The organism is Arthrobacter sp. Y3221114, assembly GCF_059092625.1.
In genome coordinates, this window is sequence record NZ_JBNHHW010000003.1 from 328,128 (window position 1) to 353,138 (window position 25,011).

Sequence of the window (25,011 nt, forward strand, 5' to 3'; positions counted from 1 at the left end):
CCGTGCCTCCGCGGGTTGTCGAGGCACGGGCGGTCCCCATGTCTGGTTCTGCCCTCGTCTCGAGGGAAACCGGGCAGGGGCGCGAATGCACCCACCTCTGGCGTGATCTGCAGTCCGAGGGCGGCGGGCAAACTTCGCCGTCTGCAAGCGAAAGCGTGAGCCGCACGCATTACCGGCCGGCCTCAACGAGGCAGGTATCTCAGATACGCGGCGCGATGTCCGGATCAACCGATTGTTGACAATAGACCGACCGGCCGCCATCATAGGCGCATGACTTCCCTCAGCCCTCTGTTAAAGCAGGCGACCCCATTGGTGGTTGATCACGCCCTGGGCAGCTGGATACACGCCACTGATGGAAAGTCGTATCTTGATTTCACTACCGGCATCGGTGTGACGAGCACGGGTCATTGCCATCCGCGGGTAGTGGAGGCTGCCCGCGATCAGGTGGGGAAAATTATCCACGCGCAGTACACCACCGTGATGCACAAGCCCCTGCTGGCGCTGACCGAGAAGCTTGGAGAGGTACTGCCCGAAGGCTTGGATTCGGTGTTTTACGCCAATTCCGGGTCGGAGGCGGTTGAGGCTGCGATCCGTTTGGCCAGAATGGCTACGGGCCGGCCGAACATTGTAGTGTTCCAGGGCGGTTTCCATGGTCGGACGGTTGCGACGGCGTCGCTGACCACTGCCGGAACGAAGTTCTCCGCAGGGTTCTCCCCGCTGATGTCCGGGGTGCACATGTCCGTTTTCCCGTATGCCTACCGGTACGGCTTGGATGAGGTGGCGGCAGTGGAATTCGCATTGAAGGAACTGGACTACCTGCTCCAGACCCGTACCGCGCCCAACGATACTGCAGCATTCCTGATCGAACCGGCACTCGGGGAGGGCGGGTACCTGCCCACCCCGGCGGCGTTCCAGGAGGGACTGCGCGAACGGGCCGACCGGCACGGCATCCAGCTGATCTTCGACGAAGTCCAGACAGGCGTAGGCCGGATGGGAAAGTTCTGGGGACACCAGTACTCCACCGCCACCCCGGACATCCTCATCACCGCCAAGGGCATCGCTTCCGGCTTTCCGATCTCCGCAATCGCCGCCTCCACCGAACTGATGTCAAAGGGCTGGCCCGGGTCTCAGGGCGGAACCTACGGCGGGAATGCGGTCTCTGCCGCCGCTGGCGTCGCCACCCTCGATGTCATCCGTGACGAAGGGCTGGTGGAGAACTCACAGATCCGCGGCGAGCAGCTCCAGACCGGACTTGAAGAAATCCAGGTCCGCTTCCCCGTCATTGGCGACGTCCGCGGCAAAGGCCTGATGCAAGGCATCGAATTCACCACCGAAGACGGCGCCCCCAATGCCGCCACTGCAGCAGCGGTCCAGCAGGCCACCACCAACCACGGCCTGCTTACCCTCACCTGCGGCCCCGCAGCCAACGTCGTCCGCCTCATCCCCGCCCTCACCGTCACCGCCGAAGAAATCACCACCGGCCTCGAACGCGTCGAAAACGCCATCAACACCGTCGCCCCAGCCGCAGCTGTTTCCGCCGAGTTTTGAGCCCACCATGCAGGATGCTGTTCCCTCCCCAGCAGCCCGAGCAACGGGCACCACCAGGACAGGCGCTCCGGATGCCGGTATCCCTGCCGTGCTTGCATGCCTGGCATCGGCAGGCGTGGCCGCCGACAGCTCGCCGCGCCGCCTCGCGGAATACTCCTATGACGCTTCCAATTACCGGGTGGCCCCGCTTGCCGTGGTGTTCCCCCGGACGGTCGAGGACGTGCTCGCGGTTGTTGCCGCCTGCCGGGAAACGGCAACGCCGCTGATCGGGCGCGGCGGCGGGACGTCCATGGCGGGCAACGCCATGGGTCCGGGCGTGATACTTGACTTTTCCCGGCACATGAACGCGGTCCATGAGATCGACGAGCTAACCGGCACCGTGGCCGTTGACCCCGGCGTGGTGCTCGCCGTCCTTTCCCGCGAGGTGGAGAGGGCCACCGGCAACCGCTTCACCTTCGCCCCGGACCCGTCGTCCAAGAACCGTGCCACGGTGGGCGGTTCGCTTGGCAATGATGCGTGCGGCAACCACTCCGTTCGCTATGGCCGGATATCCGACCACGTAGTGGAGATCGACGTCGTCACTTCCGACGGAGCCCGCCTCACGGCCACGGCTACGGGGCTGCGTGCCACCGATCCTGACGACGCTGACTCCGCAGCCCGTGCGGGTGCGCTGACCGCCTCCTGCACAGACTTGGCCCGCAGTCACCTGTACGAGTTTCGCCTGGAACTCGAACGGATCCAGCGTCAAGTCTCCGGTTACCACCTGGCTCATTTGCTGCCGGAAAACGGGTTCAACATGGCCCGCGCACTCGCGGGTTCCGAGGGAACCTGCGCCATCATAGTCGGCGCCCGGATGAAGCTGGTGCCCAAGCCGGCCAGTGCCCTGCTGGTGTGCCTGGGTTATGCGGACGTGGTCGACGCGGCACGGGACATCATGACCATCTTGGAGTTCTCCCCGGCTGCCGTCGAAGGTATTGACGAGGCGATCGTGGACACCATGCGCTTCCGCCGCGGCAAGGGCTCGGTAACGGGTTTGCCCGAAGGCAACGCCTGGCTGTACGTGGACCTCGACGGAGGGGATGCGGGCCAGGTCCGGGCAGAAGCTGACCGGCTGCTGGCCCGGCTCAGGGAAAACGGTCGGTTGGTGGATGGGCACACCGTGCCGGACCTGCAGGAACGAGCCGTGCTTTGGCGGGTCCGCGAGGACGGCGCCGGGCTCTCCGCCCGGCTCGCCACCGGCGGAGAATCCTGGCCCGGATGGGAGGACTCTGCAGTCGCTCCCGAGAACCTCGCGAACTACCTTTCAGACTTCCGCGACCTTTTGGGCCGCCATGACCTGACGGGCGTCATGTACGGACACTTCGGCGCCGGCTGCATGCACATCCGGATCACCTACGACCTGCGCACCCAAGCCGGCCGAGGCGTCTTCCGCGACTTCACAAAAGAAGCTGCCCAACTGGTGGTCCGCCACGGCGGTTCGCTCTCCGGCGAGCACGGCGACGGCAGGGCACGCTCGGAACTGCTGCCCCTGATGTACTCCCCGCGCATGCTGGCGGCCTTCGCCACGTTCCGGCGCACCTGGGACCCTGCAAAAATCCTCAATCCCGGTTCCCTTACCGAGCCTGATCCCATGGACCTCAACCTGGCGCTCGAAGGCATTCCCGAGCAGCAGTGGCGGACCAGCTTCGACCTGCGCCCGATCGCGGCCGGTGGCGGATCGACCGCCGAAACCGACAGGCCCGAGACCTCCACCGGCAGCGGTACGGACCCGTGGGTCCACGCGCTTCAAAGCTGCATAGGCGTGGGCCGCTGCCGCACGGACGCGGGTGGCGTGATGTGCCCCAGCTACCGCGCCACGAAGGACGAGAAGGACTCCACCCGCGGCCGGTCCCGGGTGCTCCAGGACATTGTCCGCGGCGCCCGAACCGTGGAGGAAGGCTGGAAGTCCGAGGAGGTCCGCGAGGCGCTTGATCTATGTTTGTCCTGCAAGGCCTGCTCCACCGACTGCCCCACGGGCGTCGACATGGCCACCTATAAGTCCGAATTCTTCTCGCACTACTACAAGGGCAAACTCCGCCCAATGTCCCACTTCTCCCTGGGCTGGCTCCCCCGCTGGCTTAAGATCACGGGCCGCACCGCGCCTCTGATCAACGCCCTGATGTCCACCCCGTTGGCCAAGGTCGCCTCCGCCCTGGCCGGGCTTACCACCCGGCGGGCACTGCCTCGCTTCGCCGGAGCCGGCGAGTGGCGTCGCGAAGTAGCGGCTGCCGGCATCGGGCCAGTAACCAACTACGACGGCGGCGTCGCTCCGGGTGTCGATGGTGTGGTGCTTTTTGTGGACACTTTCACCCGCGGCTTCCGGCCGGAGGTGGCCGGTTCCGCTGCTCGTGTTCTGGCCGGCTCGGGCGCCGTGGAATGCTCAGCTGACGCCTGCTGCGGCCTGACGTGGATTTCCACCGGCCAGCTGGGCACCGCAAAAGGCCTGCTGGCCAAGGCAGCGGTGGCATTGGATGACAGGACCGACCGGCCCATAGTGGTGGTGGAACCCAGCTGCGCGGCAGCGCTACGCAAGGACCTGCCCGAGCTGGTCCACACGGAACAGGCCCGCCGGGTTGCGGCCCGAGTGCGAAGCTTCGCGATGCACATCGAGGAGCTGTCCAGGGCCGGATGGAAACCAGCGCCGATCCACCCCCTTCCGGAGCATGTGGTGCTCCAGACGCACTGCCACGAATACTCCGTCTTCGGAGCCGGTGTCCAGCGCGCGGCACTCGGAGCCGTGGGCGTTGACAGTGTGGTTGATGCCACGGGCTGCTGCGGCGTGGCGGGCAACTTCGGCTTTGAGAAGGATCACTACGACGTCAGCATGCTGGTAGCCGAGCAGGCGCTGGCCCCCGCCGTGCGCCAGGCCGACCCCAATTCGGTGATCCTCACAGACGGATTCTCCTGCGCCATGCAGGTGAATCAGATCGATGGCTCCAGGCCGGGCCGCCACCTGGCCCAGCTGCTAGACCCCGGCGAAAAAGCGGCATGGATCTCCCAGCGGAGCCGCCAGTCACTCCCTTCCAACCAAGAAAAGGATTTCTCATGAGCATTCAGGCAGCCGCCGCCCGGACTTCGCAAAAGGCGCTCAAGGCCATCGCAAAAGTCAGCGCGAACCTCTATATCGACGGCGAGTGGACCGAAGCATCTTCCGGTGCCCGGTTCAATGTCATCAATCCTGCCACCGAGGAAGTCATCGCCAGCGTGGCTGACGGGGGCCCCGAAGACGCACGTCGTGCGATCGAAGCCGCCGGCCGAGCACAGAAACAGTGGGCACAAACCGCGCCTCGGGAGCGCAGCGAAATCCTGCGTCGCGCCTTCGACCTCATCATGGGCCGTCAAGACGAACTGGCGGTGATCATGACCACGGAGATGGGCAAGCCCCTCGCCGAGGCCAAAGGCGAGGTGGCATACGCCGCCGAGTTCTTCCGCTGGTTTTCTGAGGAAGCCGTCCGCATCGGCGGAGATCTGACCACCGCCGGCGACGGCAAGAACCGCATCCTCGTCTCGAAGGAACCCGTTGGACCTTGCGTCTTGGTGACGCCATGGAACTTCCCGCTGGCTATGGGCACCCGGAAGATCGGCCCCGCCCTCGCGGCCGGCTGCACCATGGTCTTCAAACCGGCCAACCTCACCCCCCTGTCATCGCTGGCACTGGCGGGCATCCTGCTGGAGGCTGGCCTGCCCAAGGGTGTTCTGAACGTGGTCACGACCTCCAAAGCCTCCGAGGTGGTCACCCCATGGATGGAAAGCGGCATTGCCCGCAAGGTTAGCTTTACGGGGTCTACCGCCGTGGGGATCCGCTTGCTGGAGCAGGCTGCCAAAAACGTTATGCGTACTTCGATGGAGCTGGGCGGGAACGCTCCTCTCATTGTCTTTGAGGACGCGGACTTGGACCGCGCCGTTGAGGGCGCTTTCGCTGCGAAGATGCGGAACATGGGTGAAGCCTGCACCGCCGCCAACCGAATCTTCGTCCAGCGCTCCGTAGCCGCTGACTTCTCCGTCCGCCTCGCGCAGCGACTGGGCAATCTGAAGGTGGGCGACGGCGCAGTGAGCGGCACCGACGTCGGCCCCCTCGTCGAGGAGAAGGCGCTGAAAAAGGTCCAAGAGCTCGTAGATGACGCCGTTTCGAAGGGAGCCAGTGTCGTCTGTGGCGGCTCCCGCCCGGAAGGCAGCGGCTACTTTTACTCCCCGACAGTGCTTGCCGACGTCAGCCCCGACGCGGCGCTGATGAGCGAAGAAATCTTCGGCCCGGTGGCTCCCGTCATCCCCTTCGACACCGAAGAGGAAGTGGTTAGGTTGGCCAATGACACCCCGTGGGGCCTTGCCAGCTACGTGTTCACCCAAAACCTGGACCGTGCCCTCCGCGTCGGTGAGGGTTTGGAGGTGGGCATGGTCGGCCTCAACACAGGCATCGTTTCCAACCCGGCGGCGCCGTTCGGTGGCATCAAGGCCTCCGGTCTGGGCCGCGAAGGCGGGCGCGTGGGCTTGGATGAATTCTTGGAGATCAAGTACATGGCCATCCCGCGGGTCTAGATATTTTGCAAAGACCACGGTTGTTCTGACCGATTCGTTCTCTGCGTTATGGCCGGGAGTAAAGCATTCCAACAGTTGTCATGGTGCCTCCTGTCCCGGTTGGCCCATCATGGGCAGAAAGGTGTGTCACCGCTGCAGGAATAGCTGCCGTCTGGTTGCCTACAACCGAGACTATCGTCTCCCAAGAATGTAATCCCAGGCGGCTTTTAGGCCAACGCCCGCGGAGTAGTAAACTTTTGAATTGTCAACATGAGACATGTGGCACGGACAGCGAAAATTTCGGAGCTCAACCAGATTTTGGTGAAGCTGATGCGGCAAGGATGGAAAACAGGATGAAAAGGGGAGTGCTAGACCCGATCGTGCAGGAGTCTACGCCGGCCATTATTGCCCGCCGTATCCGCAATGCAATCGCGCGAGGTGATTTCGCTCCCGGCATGCAACTCGGTGAAGCCGAGCTTGCTAAAGAACTGGGAGTCAGCCGGGGGCCCCTGCGGGAGGCCATGCAGCGGCTCACCCAGGAAGGGCTGCTGGTTAGCTACCGAAACAGGGGCCTCTTCGTCGTCACCATGGATGAGGACGATTTCCGGGATATATACCTCGCCAGAACCGCAGTGGAGGCTGCCGCCATCCGCCGGGTGGCCGGCACGAACCCCGAGGGCAACGCGGCCGAGCTAATGAAAGCTGTGCATGCCATGGAGGACGCGGCGGAAACCCCAAACAGCGAAGCTATGACCCAAGCGGACATGCGCTTCCATGCCCTCTTGGTTGAGCTCGCCGGCAGTCCCCGCCTGAAGAAGATGCACGACACTCTCCTTACTGAGACGCGGATGTGTCTCAATGCCCTGAAAAGCACGTACGACACGGCTGACAGGCGCATCGCCGAACATAAAGGCATCGCGGAAGCCATCTCCAAGGGAGATTCAAACCTCGCCGAGAAGCTTATGGCCGAGCACATGGAGGACGCACTGACGCGGCTGATCCCGTAGTCATCCTCCGCGTCAAGGCGATTTGCTTGGGCGTGAATCGGCGAATGCTGATCCGGGAAGCCCAGGCTTGCCTGCTCTGCCCGGGCCTCCCGCAGTTGTGGTCCGGCACTGTGCGGGATCTACAAGCCACCGCACCCTTGATCATGTCGGGACGACGACCACCCGCCTTCCCAAGATTCGGGACCGTCAACCAGCACACGGGCAGAACGTTGCCCCCGCACCCTCGTCCCAGCGGACAGCCCAAGATATCAACCGCTCTTCGCGTGGTCATCGATACGCCGGGTCACCGGTATGTCGTTCAGCCGGGCGTGCTACCTGCAACTGCTGAGCCGGCTGAGTCGGAAATGCCCGCAGCCAGCGCACAAAAGTGTTGATGTGATTCAGCTCACGGACTATGCTGGCAACACCGACTGCAGATTGTGTACAAAAGGCAATCGACTGGATGGGCATCTGCGGTGCGACCTTCGGCACACGTCGAGCTGGGAGAGACACATGAAGGTGAACAGGAAAGCCAGTACCATCGGAGCGCTTGCGCTGGGTGCGACCTTGGCGGTAACCGGGTGCGGGGCTATGGGAGGCTCCGAGAGCGGTCAGACTGGCGGGGCCACTGACGCCGGGTCGGCACAGGATTGGACCGCGCCGGCCATCCACACGGCCGCGGACGGTCAGACTACGGAATCGGACTACACTCCCATTGCACAAGACCAGGTATCCGAGCAGTGGAAGCTTTGCGTTCTGTTCCCGCATATGAAGGACTCATACTGGGCTGCAACGAACTACGGAACGCTGACCGAAGCGCAGCGGGACAACCTTGAGTACAGCATGTTCGAAGCCGGAGGCTACACCAACCTCGACAGGCAGCTGAGCCAGATGCAGGACTGTATCAACGGCGGTTATGACGCCATTATTCTAGGCGCCATTAACGCTACGGGTGTTTGCCCTCAGGTTGCCGCCGCGCTGGAGAAGAAGATTCCGGTCGTGGATTTCATCAATGGAACCGATTGCCCGGAGTCCGAGGACAACCCGCTCTTTTCGCACGCGCTGGTGAGCTTCCATGATCTTGCGGTGACGACGGCTGAGTACATCATCGAGGACACTGCGGGGTCGCCCGCAAGCGTAGGATTCTTCCCTGGACCCGAGGGCGCCGGATGGTCGGACGCCGCGGTCAAGGGTTTCCGGGACACGATCGAAGGAACAAATGTGGAGATCGCGGAGATGCGCCGCGCTGATCCCGGCTTGGAAATCCAACAGAACTTGATCGAGGATACCCTCAAAATTCACCCGGATATCACCCACATTGTGGGAGTGGACATTGCGGCCGAAGCGGGCGTGAATGCAGTCCGCAGCGCCAACAAGACCGGAGAGATCGATGTCTACGCATTCGACATCATCCCGCCTGTTTACGACGCTATCGTGGCCGGCGACGCCGTAGGTTCCCCGACGGACTTCACAACGATTCAGGGGCGCATGGCGGTCGATCAGGCAGTCCGCATGCTTGAAGGCGAGGAGCTGCAGGCACCCACCTCCGGACCGGTGCCCATGATGATCACCCAGGAGAATGCCGCCGACGTGCCCTATACCGAGATGTTCGCGCCGCGGGATTTCAAGACGGTCACGAGCTGGACACCGGAGAGCTGATGCGGCGACGGAGCTAAGCTGCAGCGGCCCCCGGTGGACCACCACCGGCATGGGAAGGAAGTGAGGCAGGTTTGGAGCAGGAAGCGGTCGTTTCGCTCAGGGACATCGTTAAAACGTTCGGAGCCGTAAAGGCCCTTAACGGCATGTCCCTCGACCTTTACCCCGGCGAAGTCCACATCCTGCTGGGCGAGAACGGCGCGGGGAAATCGACTCTGGTCAACATTCTCCTCGGCAACTACCAGCCCGACAGCGGTACGATCACGGTTCGTGGTTCCAAAGTTGTCCACCATTCGCCGGCCCATGCGCGCAAACTCGGCATCAACGTCGTCCTGCAGGACTTCAGCTTGGCTCCAACGCTGTCGGTGACCGAGAATCTGTTCCTTGGCCGTGAGCTGAAAAAACTCGGTCTCGTCGACAATGGGAAAATGAGGGCCGTCGCCCGGGAAAAAATCGGACAGCTCGGGGGTGCGATAGATCCGGAGGCGGAGTGCGGTTCGCTGCCCAGGGCCGAGCAGCAGCTTGTTGAGATCACTAAAGGACTCTTGGGAACTCCGGGCATCCTCCTGCTCGATGAGCCAACGGCTGCGATTAGTGAGCGGGAAGCCGACAGGCTGTTCAAGATCATTGACCGGCTCCGGGACGAGGGCTGGGCGCTTCTCTATATCACCCACCGGATGGAGGAAGTCCGGCGCCTGGGTGACCGGGTGACGGTGATGCGGGACGGCCAGTTCATTTCGACGAATACTCTTGAGGAGTTTTCCGAGGAGAAGCTGATTAATGACATGGTCGGCCGTGAGCTGGCAGCTGTTTACCCGGATAAGGCGGAAACGAACGGCCCACCTCTGCTGGAGGTCGAGGACCTGTCGACAGCCGACGGCAAGGTCACTCAGGCATCCGTGCGGGTGTGCCAGGGCGAAATTGTCGCTGTGGCCGGCCTGGTGGGGTCGGGGAAAAGCGAACTCGCCAAGGCCATCCTCGGCCTCCTGCCCCTTTCAAGCTGGCGCGTATCGGTAGGAGGCAAAAGTTATACTCGTCCGAATCCTCGAAACATGATCCAATCGGGTATCGGTTTCATGCCAGAGGACCGCAGGCGGGAAGCTCTCGCGCTCGATCTCAGCGTCCAGGAAAACATTGCACTTGAAGTTAACCGGGCGAAGAAATACAACACTCTTGGCTTGATTTATGGGTCAAAGATCCGTCTCCTAGCCCAGGCTTTGGCCAAGAAGCTCGACATCCGGCCGCGGTCCGTCACGGCAGAAGTCCGGGCTCTGTCCGGCGGCAACCAACAAAAGGTCGTCCTGGCCCGTGCCCTGACCCGCGAGCGCAACGTTTTCGTAGTAGCCGAACCTACATCCGGGGTGGATGTGGGGGCCCGCCAGGAAATCTACGCCAACCTGCGCAAACTGTGCCGCGATGGCGCCGGTGTCCTGATGATCTCTTCAGATCTTGAGGAGGTCGTAGGACTCGCCGACCGGGTCTATGTGATGAACGGGGGGCGGGTGCAGGTCGAGCTCGTTGGAAACCAGATCACAAACGAAGCCGTTGTTGCTGGTGCCTTTGGGCATGCAGCGGGCGCGGCAGCATAGGACCGTCATGTCAGCAACCGAAGTCAAAAGCTCTGCGGCCACTCCCGGCGCGGCAAAGAAAGAAAACCGCCAGTACTGGCTCAGGTTTTTCAGCACCGTCGGCCCGTTGCCGCCGTTGCTACTCGTAATGGTGGTCGTCTTTGCCGTGGGAAACGACCGTTTTCTGCAGCCCGATAATCTGCTCTCCGTTTCCCAGCAATCCGTGGCGCTGCTGCTGATTTCTTTGGGACAGATGCTGGTACTGGTCACCGGTGGCTTTGATTTGTCAGTGGGAGCAACAGTTGCCCTGTCGTCGGTCGTTTCCGCGACAATGATGAAACTGGTTTACGGCGGCATGCCTGAATTTGCAGGTCAGTCCATGATCATGGGATTCGTCGTATGCATCGCCGTAGGCGTCGTAGTCGGGCTGGCGAACGGACTCGGAGTGGCTTTTCTGAAGGTCAATCCGTTCATTGTCACACTCGCAACCGCCACAATCGTCGCGGGCGTGACCATGGTCTTCAGCGGCGGGGCAACGGTTTCCGGTCTGCCGCGAGAGTACGTTGTCGGGCTGGGAGCCGGGTTCACCTTTGGCATTCCAAACCTGGTACTCCTTGCTCTTCCGGTCCTGATCCTTGTCTTCGTCGTATTGAAATGGACAACTTTCGGCCGCCACCTGTACGCGATAGGCGGCAATGCCCTGGCGGCGAAGACCGCGGGAATCCAAGTGCGGCGGAACCTGATCACGACTTACGTGATCTGCGCCGTTCTGGCCTCCCTGGCCGCTTACCTCCTGACCGCCCGCAGCGGTTCGGGACAACCGACTTTCGGCGGTGCTTTTGCCCTACAGTCCATAACCGCGGCCGTCATTGGAGGGGCGTCGCTGCAGGGCGGCAGAGGCGGCGTAGGCGGTACGGTCCTGGGCGTCATTTTCATCATGCTGCTCGGTAACGGTATGAACTTCATGCGACTCGATACCAACATGCAAAGCATCGCCCTGGGTTTGGCTCTCATTCTCGCGGTCGTGGCAGACCGCTTCCGAGCCTCAGCCAAGGCCCGCCTTATCGCTAGAGGGGTCACGTCATGACCGAGCCGCTCTTCGAATCGCTGATGGTAGCCAACCGAGGCGAGATTGCCCGGCGGATCATCCGGACGGCGAACGCCCTCGGCATCAGGACGATAGCGGTCTGCTCGGACGTCGACGTGGAGCTTCCCTTTGTGAAGGAAGCCTCGGAGTCCGTCTCCCTGGGACCTGCCAATCCTGCCGAATCCTACCTGAACGTCGACAAACTGATGGACGCAGCCCAATCGGTCCGGGCTTCAGCCATCCACCCGGGCTACGGTTTCCTCGCTGAAAATCCCGGCTTCGCCCGGCGGGTTATCGAAAGCGGCATCGCGTGGGTGGGGCCCTCACCGGAATCGATGGAAATGGTGGCGGACAAGATCAACGCCCGAAACCTGATGCAGGCCGCCGGCGTGCCGGTGGCGACCGGATCAGCCGAACCGGTAAGCGACCCCTCTGAAGCAGTCAAAATCGCCAATGCTGTCGGCTATCCCGTTATCGTCAAACCCTCCGGAGGCGGAGGCGGCATCGGCATGATAGTTGCCGACAACGACGAAGCCCTGAAGGCAGCTTTCGATACTGCACGGTCGCGAGCAGAGCGCTTCTTCGGGGACACGCGGATCCTCATTGAACAGTTCATCCAGCACGCCCGCCACGTCGAGGTTCAGATCCTCGGGCTCGCCGATGGCAGGGTCATAGCGCTCGGAGAGCGCGACTGCTCGGTCCAGCGCCGGCACCAGAAGGTCGCCGAGGAGTCGCCGTCTCCGGGAATCACACCCGAACTCAGGGCCCGGATGCTGGACGCCGCAGTAAGAGCGGGGACTGCTGTCGGGTACCGCAATGCCGGTACCGTCGAATGCCTGGTCGATCCCGAGCGCCAGACCTTCGTTTTCTTGGAAATGAACACCCGGCTGCAAGTGGAGCACCCTGTCACCGAAGCCGTGTTTTCCGTCGACCTTGTCGAAGAACAGCTCCGTGTCGCCGCCGGCCAGGAGGTTGGCTTTGACGCCCGCAACCTCCAGCCATCCGGACATGCCATAGAGATGCGCATCTATGCAGAAGACCCTAAACGCTTCCTGCCATCGCCCGGGCATATCAGTGAGTGGACGGAACCAACAGGAGAAGGTGTCCGCGTCGACAGCGGCTATGCAGCCGGCAATACCGTAACCACGGCCTACGATCCGCTCCTGGCAAAACTCATCGTTTGGGGGCAAGACCGGGAAGAAGCACTCGCACGTGCCGGGTCCGCCGTCGCAGCCTTCCAAGTATCGGGGCTAAAAACCAATCTCCCCTTTTTCCAGATGCTTTTGAACGATCCGGCATTCAAGTCGGGCCGCTACAGCACCGGCATCGTGGCCGAAGTGCAGGACCGGGCTGCGGAGTCGAAAGCAAAGGGCGAGACAGGTCAGGAGGAGTACTCGAGATGAAGCCCCACAAGGTCTCCAACCAGTACATCTCGGAACAGTGGGCAGGGGTTCCCTCTGCGCTTTACGAACAACGGGCGGCCACTGACGGAAAACCCGCTGTCACGTACCGGCTCGCAGGGGACAGTTATCTCCTGGTTGAGTTCGGTGACATGCATTTTGACCTGAACCTCAACTTCTTTGTGCACAACATCAACACCGAGGTGAACCAGTCCCGCCCTCCGGGACTGGTTGAAACATCCCCCGGTTTCCGTTCCATATTGCTCTCCTATGACCCGGCGGAAACAAACGTCGGGATTCTGGTTCGGGCACTGGATGAGGCCTACGACAATGCAGCAGGTACGGAAAACCTGGTGCTTCCCAGCCGAAGAGTAAATCTTCCTGCTGCTTTTCACGATTCGACGTCCAAGGCAGCTGTTGCCCGCTATGTCCGCAGCATCCGTTCGGATGCCCCCAACTGCGTGAACGATAACAACGTCGATTACACGATCGCCTACAACGGTCTTCGAGACGTTGACGAGTTGATTGCAGTCGTGACAGGGACAGACCTCTGGGTCGGATTCATCGGGTTTTTCCCCGGGCTACCCTTCACTTTCCCGTTGGATCCGAGGAAGGTCCTCTTCGCTCCCAAGTACAATCCGACACGTACTTGGACAGCGGAAGGAGCCATCGGTCTGGGCGGACCGTGCTACTCGATCTACCCCGTGGAATCGCCGGGCGGATATCAACTGCTCGGCAGAACGCTGCCTGTGTATGACATCCAACAGCGCAATCCTGCTTTCGCCCAGTCGCCTCTGCTGCTGCGCCCATGTGACCGCATAAGATTCCATGCCGTTTCCGAGCAGGAACTGGCGGATTCCTTCGAAACCGTCCACCGGGGCGAATACGTCTACGACATACAGGACGAAGACTTCGACGTCGCCACCTATAACGCCTGGTGCGCCTCGCTCGTGGCCGAAGCCGCAGACTTCACCGCCAAGCGGGACGCCGCTGCCGCGGCAACCGCCGTCCCGTGAGGAGTCACATATGTCCATTGAAGTGGTTCAACCCGGCATCCAGACAACCGTTCAGGACTGGCCTGGACGAATCGGAATGCTGTCACGCGGTTATTTCCCCGCCGGCCCGATGGATGATTTCGCGTTCCGGCTCGGCAATGTAGCCGTCGGCAACAGCCCTGACGCTGCCGGTCTGGAAATCACACTAGGCAAGACCAAATTCCGGTTCCGTGCCCCTGCCACCGTGGCAGTAACCGGCGCCGCCGGCGAAGTGTCCGTCGACGGTAGCCCGGTGCCACAGTGGGCCGCTGTCGACGTTCCCGCAGGTGCCGAACTGAAAATTGGCCTGGCGGTATCCGGGTTCAGGTTTTATCTGGCGGTCAGAGGAGGAATCGATGTCCCCCGAATCCTCGGTTCCCGGTCCACCTACACGATGGGTTCGCTGGGAGGAGTAGAAGGGCGGGCACTCGTCAAGGGAGATGTCTTGGACATCGGAAGCTCGGATACCTCGCCTATAGCGGAACTGCCGCAGGAACGGATCCCCGAGTATCGGCACGACTGGGAAGTGGAAGTCGTGCCAGGGCCATTTGCCACACCTGAATTTTTCACGGAGGGAGACGTCGAGGATTTCTTTGCACGGTCCTGGACGGTTGACCAGAATTCAAACCGTACCGGTATCAGGCTGGACCCGGCGAGGCTTCAGTGGGCCCGGTCCGACGGCGGTATTGCCGGCGGACATCCATCCAACATCCTCGATACCGGCTACCCTGTGGGCGGAATCAACCTCAACGGTGACACTCCCGTGATCCTCGGACCAGACGGGCCCACTTCCGGCGGCTTTGTCGTATTCGGAGTCGTGCCGAAGGCGAGCCTGTGGAAGACCGGCCAGATGCGGCCGGGGACCGATACGATCCGGTTCAAGCCGATTTCCATCCACGACGCCTATGCATTGGACGAGGAACGTTCCTTGCTCATGTCTGCAGCAGGAGGGACCGAATAATGAACACAGCCATTGAAATCAACTGCGACATGGGAGAAGGTTACGGCCGCTGGCGCTTCGCGCCGGACGAAGAATTCATGCCCTATATCAGCGCCGCTAACATCGCCTGCGGCTTCCACGCGGGAGATCCGAGAATCATGCGCCGAACGGTCCGGGCGGCAGTCGGTCAGGGCCTCCAGATCGGAGCGCACGTCTCGCTGCCGGACCTTCTGGGCTTCGGACGGCGACGGATAGCGGTCTCAGCGGAAGAGCTCCAGGACTACACGCTGTATCAAATAGGCGCACTAAAAGGCTTCGTTGAGGCCGAAGGCTCGAAACTTTCCCATGTGAAACCGCACGGGGTCATGTATCTGATGTCGCTGGAGGATGAAGAGCTGGCCGAAGCTGTCATAGCGGCGGTAGCCGAAATAGACAGTTCGCTCCCTCTCTACTGTTTCGACAAGCGCCACACGGAGCTCGCCGCTCGTTACGGCGTCCGGTTAGTCCAGGAAGGATTTGTCGACCTCGGCTATGACGACGCCGGCAACCTTATCATCGAGCGGGAAAAGCTGGCTTGGGACCCTGCGCTTGTGTCCTCACGCGCCATCAGGTTTGTGAGGGAAGGGAAAGTAGCCACGGTGTCGGGGCGGGATCTCGATATCTCCCCGGAAAGCATTTGTCTGCACGGGGACGCACCAAACTCGGTGGAGGTTATCCGCACGGTCTGGCATTCGCTGCAGGATGCCGGCATAGCTGTGCGTCCGTTGACGGAAGCCGAAAACGTGCCTCCGGAACCGGACTGATCCGGTGCGATTCGAGCTGCCCCCGGAAGGGTAGGAGCAACGAGTTGAGTGAGCCTGTACTGGAGCCGATTCTCATCGACGGAACAGTGGACACCATCGTCAACCGGCTGCGGGGCGCTATCGAAAAGGGCGCCTACTCGCCGGGCCAACAGCTGCGGGAAACCAGTCTGGCCCAGCAGCTGAACGTCAGCCGTTCGCCGGTGCGCGAGGCAATGCAGCGGCTCATACAGGAAGGTCTCCTGCACCGGGTGCGCAACCGCGGAGTTTTTGTTTTAGAACTATCCGAGGCGGATATGGACGACATCTCCGTCGCACGTCACTCCGTTGAAAAGACAGCTGCAGAGGAGCTTGCAAAGAATCCAAGGAAACAAATCTTTGATGAACTTCGCCGCATCATCGGCGACATCAAGACGGCGTCGGAAAGCGGACGCCCCTGGTCCGATCTGGTCGACTTGGACCTGGCGTTCCACACGGTCTTGGTCGGGAGCCTCGGCAACAAACGTCTCACGGTCTTCTACCAGACCCTCCTCACCGAAACGCGCCTGTCGTTGATGATGCTGGAGAAATCGTATCCACAACCAAAGGAGATAGTGGCCGAACACCAGGAGCTCCTGGCCAACGTGGAAGGAGGAAACATCGCGGACCTGGGCGAGCAAATCAAACAACACATGGACCACACGGGCCAGCGCCGCAGGTCCATGACGAATACAGCAACGTAATGGCCCGGTTTTTCGAGGAGGAACGCAAATTGAGTGAATTACGGTCGGATCTGGCGGCAAATGTTTGGAAAATCCTCGTGGCGCCGGGAGCGTCTGTGGAGGAAGACGAAACCATCATGATCCTCGAATCCATGAAGATGGAGATCCCGGTTGAAGCGCCCGAAGCCGGCGTTGTCGCGGACATCTCCGTGTCCGAAGGGGATGCGGTCGCGGAAGGACAGCTACTCGCCGTCCTCGACTAGCCGACGGGCACATGCCACACCCCCAGTGCCCGTCTAACTCCGCCTGAATGCATGCTGAATCGCTCATCACACCCGCAAGCGACGCGCAAGATGGGACAGCCCATGAGGCGATGCGCAAGCAAATGGGGACAGCCCGTGAGGCACAAGGCAGTCTGGGGCGGGGCCTTTTACATGGGACTGCTCTATCGACCTGCCGAGGAGAACAAACAATGGCTACCAAAGCAACCGTTCTGAACCAAACAAACCGTCCCAAGGGTGTGGGCGAGTCACTATGGAGCGCCCAGGCGCACATGCCCTCGGTCCTGCAACGCCGCGTCGTCATTACCGAAGGCCGAGGCGCGTACCTCACGACCTCAGACGGACGCCGCCTGCTCGATGCCACTGCCGGACTGTGGCACGCAAATATCGGCCACGGCCGGGAATCAGTGGCGAAAGCGGCTTATGACCAGATGTGCAAACTGGAGACGTACCACGTATTCGGACGGTTCGCGAACGATGTGGCACTCTCCCTCGCGGACCGGCTTGTGGCCATGGGCCCGATCCCGGACGCCAAAATAATCTTCAACAGTGGCGGGTCGGACTCCGTCGACCTGGCCTGCAAGATTGCACGGCGCCACTGGCAGTTGGAAGGCATGCCTGACAAAAAAATCATCCTCAGCCGTACTCACTCGTACCACGGCCTCCATGCCTTTGGTACCAGCATTGCCGGGCTTGACTTCAATCGATACGGCTACGGCTCAGATTCCCTTGTACCCGAAACCGCCCTTGTTCCCACAAACGATATTGAAGGCGTACGGGCCGTCGTAGACGAAATCGGCCCCGCAAATATCGCCGCCATTATTACCGAACCGATCATAGGCACTGGGGGGGTAATTCCCCCTGCCCCCGGATATCTTGAAGGCCTGCAGGAAATCGCCCGGAAAGATGACATTCTTTTGATAGTTGATGAAGTCATCACCGGATTTGGCCGGACAGGCTTCATGTTCGCCTCCCAAAGATTCCGTCTCCAGCCCGACATGATTTTGTTAGCCAAAGGAATAACGTCCGGCTACGCCCCGCTCGGCGGCGTCCTCGTCTCCAAGCGGATCTGGGGACGGTTCTACAGAGAACAGGACGCCCCCGTCCTCAGACACGGCATGACGTACTCGGGTCATGCAACAGCTTGCGCAGTTGCACACGCGAACCTCGACATCCTTGAGAACGAACAACTGGTTCTACGGGCCTTGGAACTTGAATCCGTCCTACATAAGGCCCTTGCCCCACTTGCCTCGCATCCCCTCGTGCAGGAAATCCGCAGCGGCACCGGTTTTCTCGCCGGCGTCCAGCTTGCACCCGAGGCAGACGCCGAGGTTGTAGCCAACTCATGCATCGACGACGGCGTCGTTGTGCGGCCTCTGCGCGGCAACACCCTCCAAATCAGCCCCCCCTTCGTCGTGGGCGACGAGGACGTTCACCTCATCGCGAAGACTATAGGGCACATCCTCGACGCGGGGAGTAGCACTCCCCCACCGACATCATCAGAGCAGGCAGGAACTTGAATGTCCTGCAACCATCTCCACTACGGAAAGAAGACCCAACGGGTTCCCGATGAACTGCTCGTCGGGAGGGGTCGCCGGCGACTTCGCTCGCAGGCCCTGGAAGTCTTCATACCAGGCGCATTGTCGGGCGCAGCGTGTGCTTTCAGGGGAAGTCCTGGCCCGCACGCACGACCCGGCAGCCTCAACGAGGCAGGTATCGCAGATACGCGATGCCGTTGTCGAACGTTCTGTGTTCAGCGAGGTTCAGGTCGAGGCGCACGTCGTCGGGCAGGGCGCGGAGGCCTCCGCCCACCATCTTCGGCACCACGAAGAACCTGAAGTCGTCAACCAGGCCCGCACGGATCGCGTCTGCCGCAACCGTGGGCCCGAAGATCTGGACCACACCCTCCGCCCGCTCCACGATCCGCTGCAGCTCTCCCAAGCTCAGGCGCGGCACGATGCGCGTTCGGTCCGACGTGAGCTCTTGGACCGTCATTGTCGACGACACCACGACCTTGTCTATGCCGCGCCAGCGCCGGGCGAACTCCCGCTCAGCCGCAGGTCGGTCCTCGCCGTCCGGGTAGGTGTCCCAGTACCCCATCAACGCATAGGTTTTCCGCCCGAGCACCTCGGTCGATATCTCGGCCATGCGCTCGAGGTGCACAGCAAACACTGCATCACTCGGGCCAGTCCACTGGAAATCGCCGTCGGCATCGGCGACGTAGCCGTCGATGGACACGGTCGCGACATAGGCGAGGGTTCCCATGATCGTCACCCCTTCAAGGTGCTTACCGGTGCCGGCAGCGACACCGGCACATGTCAGTTCTACTTCAGCTCCTCGGCGAGCATCACAATGATGCCGCTGGGACCGCGGACGTACGTGAGCCTATAGGCGTCCTCGTAGGTCGCCACCCCGCGAAGCGGCCGGCAGCCGTGTTTCGCGGCTATTTCGAGGGTCTTGTCCAAATCATCGACTGAGAAAGCGACGCGGTGCATGCCGATCTCGTTCGGGCGAGTGGGCGTCGACTCGATCGCTTCGGGGTGGAGGTACTCGAAGAGCTCGAGCCGACCGTGACCGTCCGGGGTCTGGAGCATCGCGATGTGGGCGTGGTTGCCATCAAGCCCGACGGCGGTGTCGGCCCAGTCACCGCTGACCGTGTCACGGCCGAGGACCGTCAGGCCGAGGTCGGTGAAAAAGGCGATGGCTGCTTCGAGGTCGCGAACGGCGATGCCGACGTTCTCCAGTTTGATGGCCATGCGCGACATGCTAGCGAGCCAAGGGGACAAAAAAGAAGCCCCCTGCCGGCCCCGCGCCGCGTCGGAGTTGCGGCACAATAATCGTGTGGATGACCTGCATGTGCCCCCGGGCCCCGGCGCGCCCCGCGGCCTCCGGGTACCGGCGGGAGAGCTGGTCGAGCAGTTCTCCCGAGCCTCGGGCCCGGGCGGGCAGAGCGTCAACACCGCCGACTCCCGTGTGCAGCTCAGTCTCGATCTGGGCACGACAACGGCGCTCAGCGAAGTCCAGCGCGAACGCGCTATCGCCAGGCTCTCCGAGAGGATCTCCGGCACTGTGCTCACCATCAGCGCCTCGGAGCACCGCTCCCAGCGGCAAAACAGGGCTGCGGCGCGGCAACGCCTCGTAGCGCTCCTGCGGGACGCGGTGACTCCGCCCGTCGCCCGGCGGGCAACCCGCCCCACGGCTGGCTCGCGGCATCGCCGGCTCGAAGGAAAACGGTTGCGCTCCGAGACCAAGCGCAACCGCAGGCGCCCAGACTCCGAGTGACCTGCCTGTTTGCGCCGAACGCTGGGCTCTGTCTCAGACGTTTGACCGGAACTCCATAGCCCCCGGAGATGCTTCCGGTGACCGTGGCCTGTGGGGATTTCAGCGCTTGACACAGGTCCGGAGGCGGAGAAAAGTGTCGGCCATACCGCACCCTCGCGACTCCCGCCGCCCCGGTTAGCCGTCCCCGGGAGCCGGGTTTGGCCGCTTGATCATGGAAAGGGGTGAGCATGGGTAACGATCCTTTGGGAGCCAAACCGGCGCCATCTTCCCACGGAGGACATGCGGGACGCCTGATCGCCCGGCATCCGGTAACTGCCTTTGTGGTCATTGCGATCGGGCTGACTTGGGCAGCGCAGGTGATATCGATCGTTTTGCTGGGCAATGTTTTGCCCGGGCTCCTGGCAGAACTGCTGATCCTGCTGGGTACTGCGGTCCTGGTTACCGCAGCCTCAGGCGGCAGGAAGGCCGTCCGGGGCCTGTTCCGGCAGGCCGTCCGCAGGCGGGTAGGCGTCGGCTGGTATGTCGCCGCCCTGCTCGCCATACCCGTGCTGACCCTGCTGATCGCCGCGGCAACCGGCTCTTTTCGGCAACCGGAAGCCGGATGGGCCGCCGAAACGGGCAACTATTTCCTCAATACCATCCTCGTCGGGGCTGTGCTGGCGAATATCTGGGAGGAACTGGCCTGGACCGCCGTGGTACAGCACCGGCTGATGGAGCGGTGGGGCCTGATCGCCGGCTCGCTGCTGACAGCCGTACCCTTCGCCCTGATCCATCTCCCCCTCGCCTTCGCGGATAAGGGCTTCACCGGGACGCCCGTCCGGGAGGTGCTTTTCAACTGGGCGGTCCTGTTCCTCTTCGCCCCGATTTTCCGGCTCCTGGCGGGCATGGCGTATCTGGGCACGGGCGGAAGCATCCTCATCGTCGGCCTCCTTCACGGGTCCTTTAATGCCTCCGGCTCGGATAAGCTCAACGCGTTCGAGGGAGAGTGGCAGCAGATCGCCGCCGCGGCCGTGCTGGCCGTCGTGCTGGCGCTCTACCAACAGAGCGGGGCACGTACCGAGAGGCTTCGAACAGGACCCCGACCGGATGGTTACGAAGCAACCCCGGACGACACCTGAACTGGATTGGTGCAGCGGCGGCGGAATCCCGGTATCCCATCGAGTTCGCACGGGCGGGATCGTTCGTAAACTCGTCTCATGAGTGAATCTTGGTGCACTAAGTGTCATGCGGCATGCTAATACGCGCAGGCCGAGTGTTGCTCGTGCATCGATCACCGTCGAAGGGACGGTATCCCAATGTCTGGGACTTCCCGGGAGGTCACCTCGAACCAGGCGAGAATAGTCGTCAAGCGCTTGCGCGTGAGCTTTGAGAAGAGTTGGGCGTAGAGATCAGTCTGCCTGTTGGGAATCCGCTACTGACCCGCCAAAATGCTGAGATATTCCAGGAAATATGGAGGGTTGAAGAGTGGGAAGGTGAGATCCCCAGCACTCTTCAATCAGGCGCTGACCTGATTCCGACCGGAAAGGTTATAGCTGCGGACACGGTGGTTCTGTGGAGACGAGAACTGCAATTTGTTCAGCCGGCTTCTGACAACGAAAAAATTTCATGACTTGGGGTAGCGGCACCTGGTTGTTGCGGTGGGAGCCTGCGGGACCAATCCCTCGTAGTGCAGACAACCTAAACGTTGCAGCGGAACTCCACCACGTTTTGCACTCGAATAACCTCTGCTTCACCACGACAGAGGACGTTGGCGTAGCAAACCTCGACACGCCGGATTCTTTTCGGGAACACGTGCCCGGGCCGGGGTCGACGGTTCCCTTTTGCGCTACTTGCTGGCCACGTCCCTGCCGGCAGATTCAACTTGGCAGGCATCGTGCGTGAACCGTTCCAAAGTGCAGGTCTAGGTTACTGGGTGGATGGCGCCTACGCCGGCGGTGGTCTGGCGATCCCCTGCCGTCCAGATAATCGTCGAAACGGCACGTGACGTACTTGGGCTGTGGCGGTGCTGTGGCAGGCGGGCTTCCGGCAGATCGGGATGGCTCCGCGGTACTTGAAGGGAATGGCAAGACCACAACCTACGGGGGGCGTCTGCCGGGACTAGCTAGAACTGTCCCTCTTACGTAGCGCGCGCCGCCGCAGGAGCACCGACATGGCGACAATAAAGAAAAGCAAGTACAGCCATGCGGGAATCAGCCGCGCCCAGGTGGGGGCGGATACGAGGATCAGAATCAGATTCGCCAATGTCAGCCCGAGCAGACAGATCGCAAAGGGCCACCACAGGGGGTCCGGCTTCCATGTCGCCATGCCCCGAGCCTAAACCTGAGGAGGAGGGAGGGGTACCTCCTTCGGCCGGCTATGGTCCCGCCCGCCTGCATAGCCATCGCGAAAGCGTGCGGGCACTGCCTCGGATGGACCCCTTGGGGATGGAACCCTAGGGCCGGCTGCCGGCCAGGCGCAGCAGTCGAGGCGAAGGCTGCTCGGCATTGCCGCAATTATCCTCGTGTCATCACGGCTTCCTGCGCTGCCGTATCCCAGACTTCGGACCGCTGCGGCCAGTAACGGGCCTAAACTTCCCCGGATCATTTGCCCTGCATTCCAGTAACCACGTGGAAGTTGGACTTGGACGAGGCTAACCCCAACGGGGCGAAGCGCATTGCAGGCAGAAGTTTCGAGTCTGAAAATGCTCGTCGAGCGGGTGGAGAGGTCTTCCAAAAGACCGACGATCACCGGTATCACGGCAAGTAGTCCTTCGCTTACTTGTACGGCCGGCCTTTCATGTGCAGGTACTCAATATGCGGTCGGTCAACTTTGGGTACCGCGACCAAGGTTGGAGGCGCTAGGGAGCAAGAGAACAGGCATAATGCCAATAAACGAAAAGGTGAGATCATGCCGGCAGTCGTAAACCCAGGGCGACCTACTGCTGGACCAATCGCGGCGACGGTTGTGATTTTGGCTTCGTTGCTCCTCTTTTTCGTCACCGACAACGCGATTGTAGTTGTCGCCGTAGCTGGTGCCGTGGTGTTCTCACTGTTCGGACTACAGATGTCCAAGTGGTACTGGATCCCGTCTAGCCTCGGCGCATTGCTGCTGCTCTTGCTGCTTGCGCCCATGATTCTCATGTGAACTGGAGGCTAAATGGTCGAGGTCCGCACGACAGTCCCATCCGGCATGTCCCAGGTTTGCTCTCGGGAACACGCACCGGGCGGGGGTTGAGTGGACGATGTGTGCGAGGGCCTGGCGGGTCAGAACCCGCAAGGTTAGCGTTCCGACCCTCGAACTCGGGGAATCCGTCCACACGTGCACCCCGGCCCGTGTGAATCGCAGAGCGGTTTGGGCTGAGATTCGCAACGACAGGTCGCGGTGTTTTTCGCGGAGCTAAATGTCACTTCTGTTGGCCGAAAGCCGATCCATTACTGGGCGCTGCGGCTTAGGTGACGGAGTCAACAAGTTCGGGGGCAGTCCCAACCTGCCCGTTTTCGCTGCAGCCACTCCCTGTTCGTCCGTCCCTGCTGTGCCCAAAAGCCACGCGACGTCACACATGCTGGGCACTTATCACACGAACCTCTTCCACTGTCCTTCGGAAACCACCTCGACGGAGTCGTCGACGACCTTGATCGCTGTCTGTTCGTCGATGGCGTAGGCAGGGACACCTATGTCGGCGGCCCACCGCTCTGCGTGGGCCAGGGTGTTGCTCGGGAAAGCGTCCAGGTGCGGAAAGATTGAAAAATCCACCACCCCCAGAGTCCGGTCATCCGGAGCGGACGGCCACTCGACGAAGTAGTCCCCGACCCGCGGCGTCATCACCATGCTTCCGGCACTCACCCCCACCCACACCGTGTCGGGAAGTCTCGGGAGCAGCTCGGCCACTCCGGACTCCCGCATCCAATGGGACAGGTACGTCGCGTCGCCGCCGTCGACCAAGAGCACGTCGGTCTCCCGAAGCCACGGGACCCACCGATCCGCGCCAATGGTGGGCAGCGCAGTGAGCTCGAGAACGCCGAGCGACGCCCAGCCCAAGCCGGACAAATGACGGAAGTCGTGTTCGGCGGCCAGGAGGTTCCGCACCGATGCCGGTCCGCACATCGGGTGACCCCACTGCGCTGTCGGGACGATCAGGGCGCGGCACTGGGACACCGGCTTGTCGAGAAGCTGCACGAGCGCAGAGTGAATGCTCGGGTTCGTCACGCCGCCTGAGGTAAGCAAAAGTTTCAACGTGCCTCCAGAGTCCCCGCGTGGATGGTGGATGTGCCCGAAGCCGTGGGAACGGGCTGGAACTCACCACAAGATTCGGTAAGCACGCCGTCTTGGTGCTCGGCCCTTCCATAGGTACACACCCAGTCAAACTTTGTCCACAGTTCGACGTGGACGCAGACCTCACGGTTGGTCTGTCCCTTTATGAATGCTTTATTTGTTTGTTCGACGCGCGACCTGCGCGGTTCACGCCGCCATCGAGCGGGTGGCTAGGCTGGGTGGATGGCGACAGTTATTCTCGTGCGGCACGGCCGCACCACAGCCAATGCCACTGGACTGCTGGCCGGTCGGGCCGACGGCGTCTGCCTGGACCAGATCGGGCGCGATCAGGCGGCCCTGACCGGAGACCGCCTCGCGGCCGTGCCCGTAGCCGGGGTGGTGTCGAGCCCTATGGAGCGTTGTCGGCAGACCGCCCGGTTCATCCTCGATCGCCAGGCCGGCTCGCCGTACGCGCCGATCGATCTCGATCTCACCGAGTGTGATTACGGCGAGTGGCAGGGCCGGAAGCTCAGTGATCTCGCGACCGAGGATTTGTGGCCGGTCGTGCAGTCGCAACCGTCCGCCGTCGTTTTTCCCGGCGGTGAATCCCTGGCCGCGATGCAGGCACGGTCGGTGGCAGCGATTCGACGCCACGATGCAGCCTTTGAGGCCGAGTACGGGCCAGGGGCCGTGTGGGTTGCGGTCAGTCACGGTGACATCATCAAGTCAATCCTCGCCGACGCGCTCGGAATGCACCTTGACCTGTTCCAGCGTATCAACGTGGGCCCAGCGTCCGTATCGATCGTTCACTACGGCGCTAGTCGGCCAAGCGTCTACGCGACCAACACCGACGCCGGTGATCTCTCGTGGCTGGCGGACGGCATCGGCTCTGCCGAAGCGCCGGTGGGCGGCGGTGCGGGGCAAAAGGCGCCATGAACCTCATG

Annotated in this window: 23 protein-coding genes; 19 read left to right on the forward strand and 4 right to left on the reverse strand. The window is 62.0% G+C overall.

Annotated elements, in window-relative coordinates; genetic code table 11:
• The first annotated feature begins 270 nt into the window (after positions 1-270).
• From AC5RV3_RS08475 to AC5RV3_RS08540, 14 genes are all read left to right on the forward strand, one after another.
• Complete coding sequence (locus AC5RV3_RS08475; RefSeq protein ID WP_494121733.1) at positions 271-1,548, forward strand: aspartate aminotransferase family protein; 1,278 nt, start codon at positions 271-273, stop codon at positions 1,546-1,548.
• 7 nt (positions 1,549-1,555) lie between these two features.
• Positions 1,556-4,636 (forward strand): FAD-binding and (Fe-S)-binding domain-containing protein, encoded by a 3,081-nt coding sequence (locus tag AC5RV3_RS08480; protein WP_494121734.1) that lies wholly within the window; start codon positions 1,556-1,558, stop codon positions 4,634-4,636.
• On the forward strand, positions 4,633-6,123 hold the full coding sequence (locus AC5RV3_RS08485) for an NAD-dependent succinate-semialdehyde dehydrogenase (protein ID WP_494121735.1): 1,491 nt from the start codon (positions 4,633-4,635) through the stop codon (positions 6,121-6,123). The genes AC5RV3_RS08480 and AC5RV3_RS08485 overlap by 4 nt, the downstream gene beginning before the upstream one ends.
• Positions 6,124-6,455: 332 nt before the next feature.
• Entirely contained in the window at positions 6,456-7,109 is a 654-nt protein-coding gene (locus AC5RV3_RS08490; RefSeq protein WP_494113006.1) for a GntR family transcriptional regulator, read from the forward strand.
• A gap of 492 nt (positions 7,110-7,601) precedes the next feature.
• The gene (torT, locus tag AC5RV3_RS08495) at positions 7,602-8,747 is read left to right on the forward strand and encodes a TMAO reductase system periplasmic protein TorT (protein ID WP_494112961.1); all 1,146 of its coding nucleotides are present in this window, start codon (positions 7,602-7,604) and stop codon (positions 8,745-8,747) included.
• Positions 8,748-8,818: 71 nt separating this feature from the next.
• Entirely contained in the window at positions 8,819-10,333 is a 1,515-nt protein-coding gene (locus AC5RV3_RS08500; protein WP_494121736.1) for a sugar ABC transporter ATP-binding protein, read from the forward strand.
• 7 nt (positions 10,334-10,340) lie between these two features.
• Complete coding sequence (locus AC5RV3_RS08505) at positions 10,341-11,399, forward strand: ABC transporter permease (RefSeq protein WP_494121737.1); 1,059 nt, start codon at positions 10,341-10,343, stop codon at positions 11,397-11,399.
• A complete protein-coding gene (locus AC5RV3_RS08510) occupies positions 11,396-12,802 on the forward strand; it encodes an acetyl-CoA carboxylase biotin carboxylase subunit (RefSeq protein WP_494121738.1) in 1,407 nt (468 codons plus the stop codon). Before AC5RV3_RS08505 ends, AC5RV3_RS08510 begins: the two co-directional genes overlap by 4 nt.
• Complete coding sequence (locus tag AC5RV3_RS08515) at positions 12,799-13,815, forward strand: carboxyltransferase domain-containing protein (RefSeq protein ID WP_494121739.1); 1,017 nt, start codon at positions 12,799-12,801, stop codon at positions 13,813-13,815. The genes AC5RV3_RS08510 and AC5RV3_RS08515 overlap by 4 nt, the downstream gene beginning before the upstream one ends.
• Before the next feature lie 10 nt (positions 13,816-13,825).
• A complete protein-coding gene (locus AC5RV3_RS08520) occupies positions 13,826-14,794 on the forward strand; it encodes a 5-oxoprolinase/urea amidolyase family protein (RefSeq protein ID WP_494112956.1) in 969 nt (322 codons plus the stop codon).
• Positions 14,794-15,576: a LamB/YcsF family protein gene (locus tag AC5RV3_RS08525; RefSeq protein WP_494121740.1), complete on the forward strand. Its 783-nt coding sequence runs from the start codon at positions 14,794-14,796 to the stop codon at positions 15,574-15,576. Before AC5RV3_RS08520 ends, AC5RV3_RS08525 begins: the two co-directional genes overlap by 1 nt.
• 44 nt (positions 15,577-15,620) lie before the next feature.
• Positions 15,621-16,295 (forward strand): GntR family transcriptional regulator, encoded by a 675-nt coding sequence (locus AC5RV3_RS08530; RefSeq protein ID WP_494121741.1) that lies wholly within the window; start codon positions 15,621-15,623, stop codon positions 16,293-16,295.
• Positions 16,295-16,537 (forward strand): biotin/lipoyl-binding carrier protein, encoded by a 243-nt coding sequence (locus tag AC5RV3_RS08535; protein ID WP_494121742.1) that lies wholly within the window; start codon positions 16,295-16,297, stop codon positions 16,535-16,537. Before AC5RV3_RS08530 ends, AC5RV3_RS08535 begins: the two co-directional genes overlap by 1 nt.
• Before the next feature lie 209 nt (positions 16,538-16,746).
• Positions 16,747-18,075 (forward strand): aminotransferase family protein, encoded by a 1,329-nt coding sequence (locus AC5RV3_RS08540; RefSeq protein WP_494121743.1) that lies wholly within the window; start codon positions 16,747-16,749, stop codon positions 18,073-18,075.
• Between the two features lie 181 nt (positions 18,076-18,256).
• On the opposite strand, the gene AC5RV3_RS08545 is transcribed toward AC5RV3_RS08540, so the two are convergent.
• Together AC5RV3_RS08545 and AC5RV3_RS08550 are read right to left on the reverse strand one after the other, a co-directional pair.
• A complete protein-coding gene (locus AC5RV3_RS08545) occupies positions 18,257-18,820 on the reverse strand; it encodes a dihydrofolate reductase family protein (protein WP_494112951.1) in 564 nt (187 codons plus the stop codon).
• Between the two features lie 59 nt (positions 18,821-18,879).
• Positions 18,880-19,311 (reverse strand): VOC family protein, encoded by a 432-nt coding sequence (locus tag AC5RV3_RS08550; protein ID WP_494112950.1) that lies wholly within the window; start codon positions 19,309-19,311, stop codon positions 18,880-18,882.
• 85 nt (positions 19,312-19,396) lie between these two features.
• Between AC5RV3_RS08550 and arfB the strand changes: the two genes are divergently transcribed.
• The 3 genes from arfB to AC5RV3_RS08565 all read left to right on the forward strand — a co-directional run bounded on the left by arfB (position 19,397) and on the right by AC5RV3_RS08565 (position 21,206).
• Complete coding sequence (gene arfB, locus AC5RV3_RS08555) at positions 19,397-19,837, forward strand: alternative ribosome rescue aminoacyl-tRNA hydrolase ArfB (protein WP_494121744.1); 441 nt, start codon at positions 19,397-19,399, stop codon at positions 19,835-19,837.
• A 227-nt stretch (positions 19,838-20,064) separates the two neighbouring features.
• Positions 20,065-20,955, forward strand: a complete 891-nt coding sequence (locus AC5RV3_RS08560) for a CPBP family intramembrane glutamic endopeptidase (RefSeq protein ID WP_494121745.1) — start codon at positions 20,065-20,067, stop codon at positions 20,953-20,955.
• A gap of 113 nt (positions 20,956-21,068) precedes the next feature.
• Positions 21,069-21,206 carry an NUDIX hydrolase gene (locus AC5RV3_RS08565; RefSeq protein ID WP_494121746.1) on the forward strand — a complete coding sequence of 46 codons (138 nt, stop codon included), beginning with the start codon at positions 21,069-21,071 and terminating at the stop codon, positions 21,204-21,206.
• A gap of 728 nt (positions 21,207-21,934) precedes the next feature.
• Here the strand turns inward: AC5RV3_RS08565 and AC5RV3_RS08570 are convergent.
• Positions 21,935-22,141: a hypothetical protein gene (locus AC5RV3_RS08570; protein ID WP_494121747.1), complete on the reverse strand. Its 207-nt coding sequence runs from the start codon at positions 22,139-22,141 to the stop codon at positions 21,935-21,937.
• A 582-nt stretch (positions 22,142-22,723) separates the two neighbouring features.
• Here AC5RV3_RS08570 and AC5RV3_RS08575 point away from each other — a divergent pair.
• Positions 22,724-22,960, forward strand: coding sequence for a hypothetical protein (locus tag AC5RV3_RS08575; protein ID WP_494121748.1), 237 nt, complete (start codon positions 22,724-22,726; stop codon positions 22,958-22,960).
• A gap of 429 nt (positions 22,961-23,389) precedes the next feature.
• On the opposite strand, the gene AC5RV3_RS08580 is transcribed toward AC5RV3_RS08575, so the two are convergent.
• Complete coding sequence (locus tag AC5RV3_RS08580) at positions 23,390-24,049, reverse strand: Type 1 glutamine amidotransferase-like domain-containing protein (RefSeq protein WP_494121749.1); 660 nt, start codon at positions 24,047-24,049, stop codon at positions 23,390-23,392.
• A 261-nt stretch (positions 24,050-24,310) separates the two neighbouring features.
• Between AC5RV3_RS08580 and AC5RV3_RS08585 the strand changes: the two genes are divergently transcribed.
• Positions 24,311-25,003 carry a histidine phosphatase family protein gene (locus AC5RV3_RS08585; protein WP_494067382.1) on the forward strand — a complete coding sequence of 231 codons (693 nt, stop codon included), beginning with the start codon at positions 24,311-24,313 and terminating at the stop codon, positions 25,001-25,003.
• Positions 25,004-25,011 lie beyond the last annotated feature (8 nt).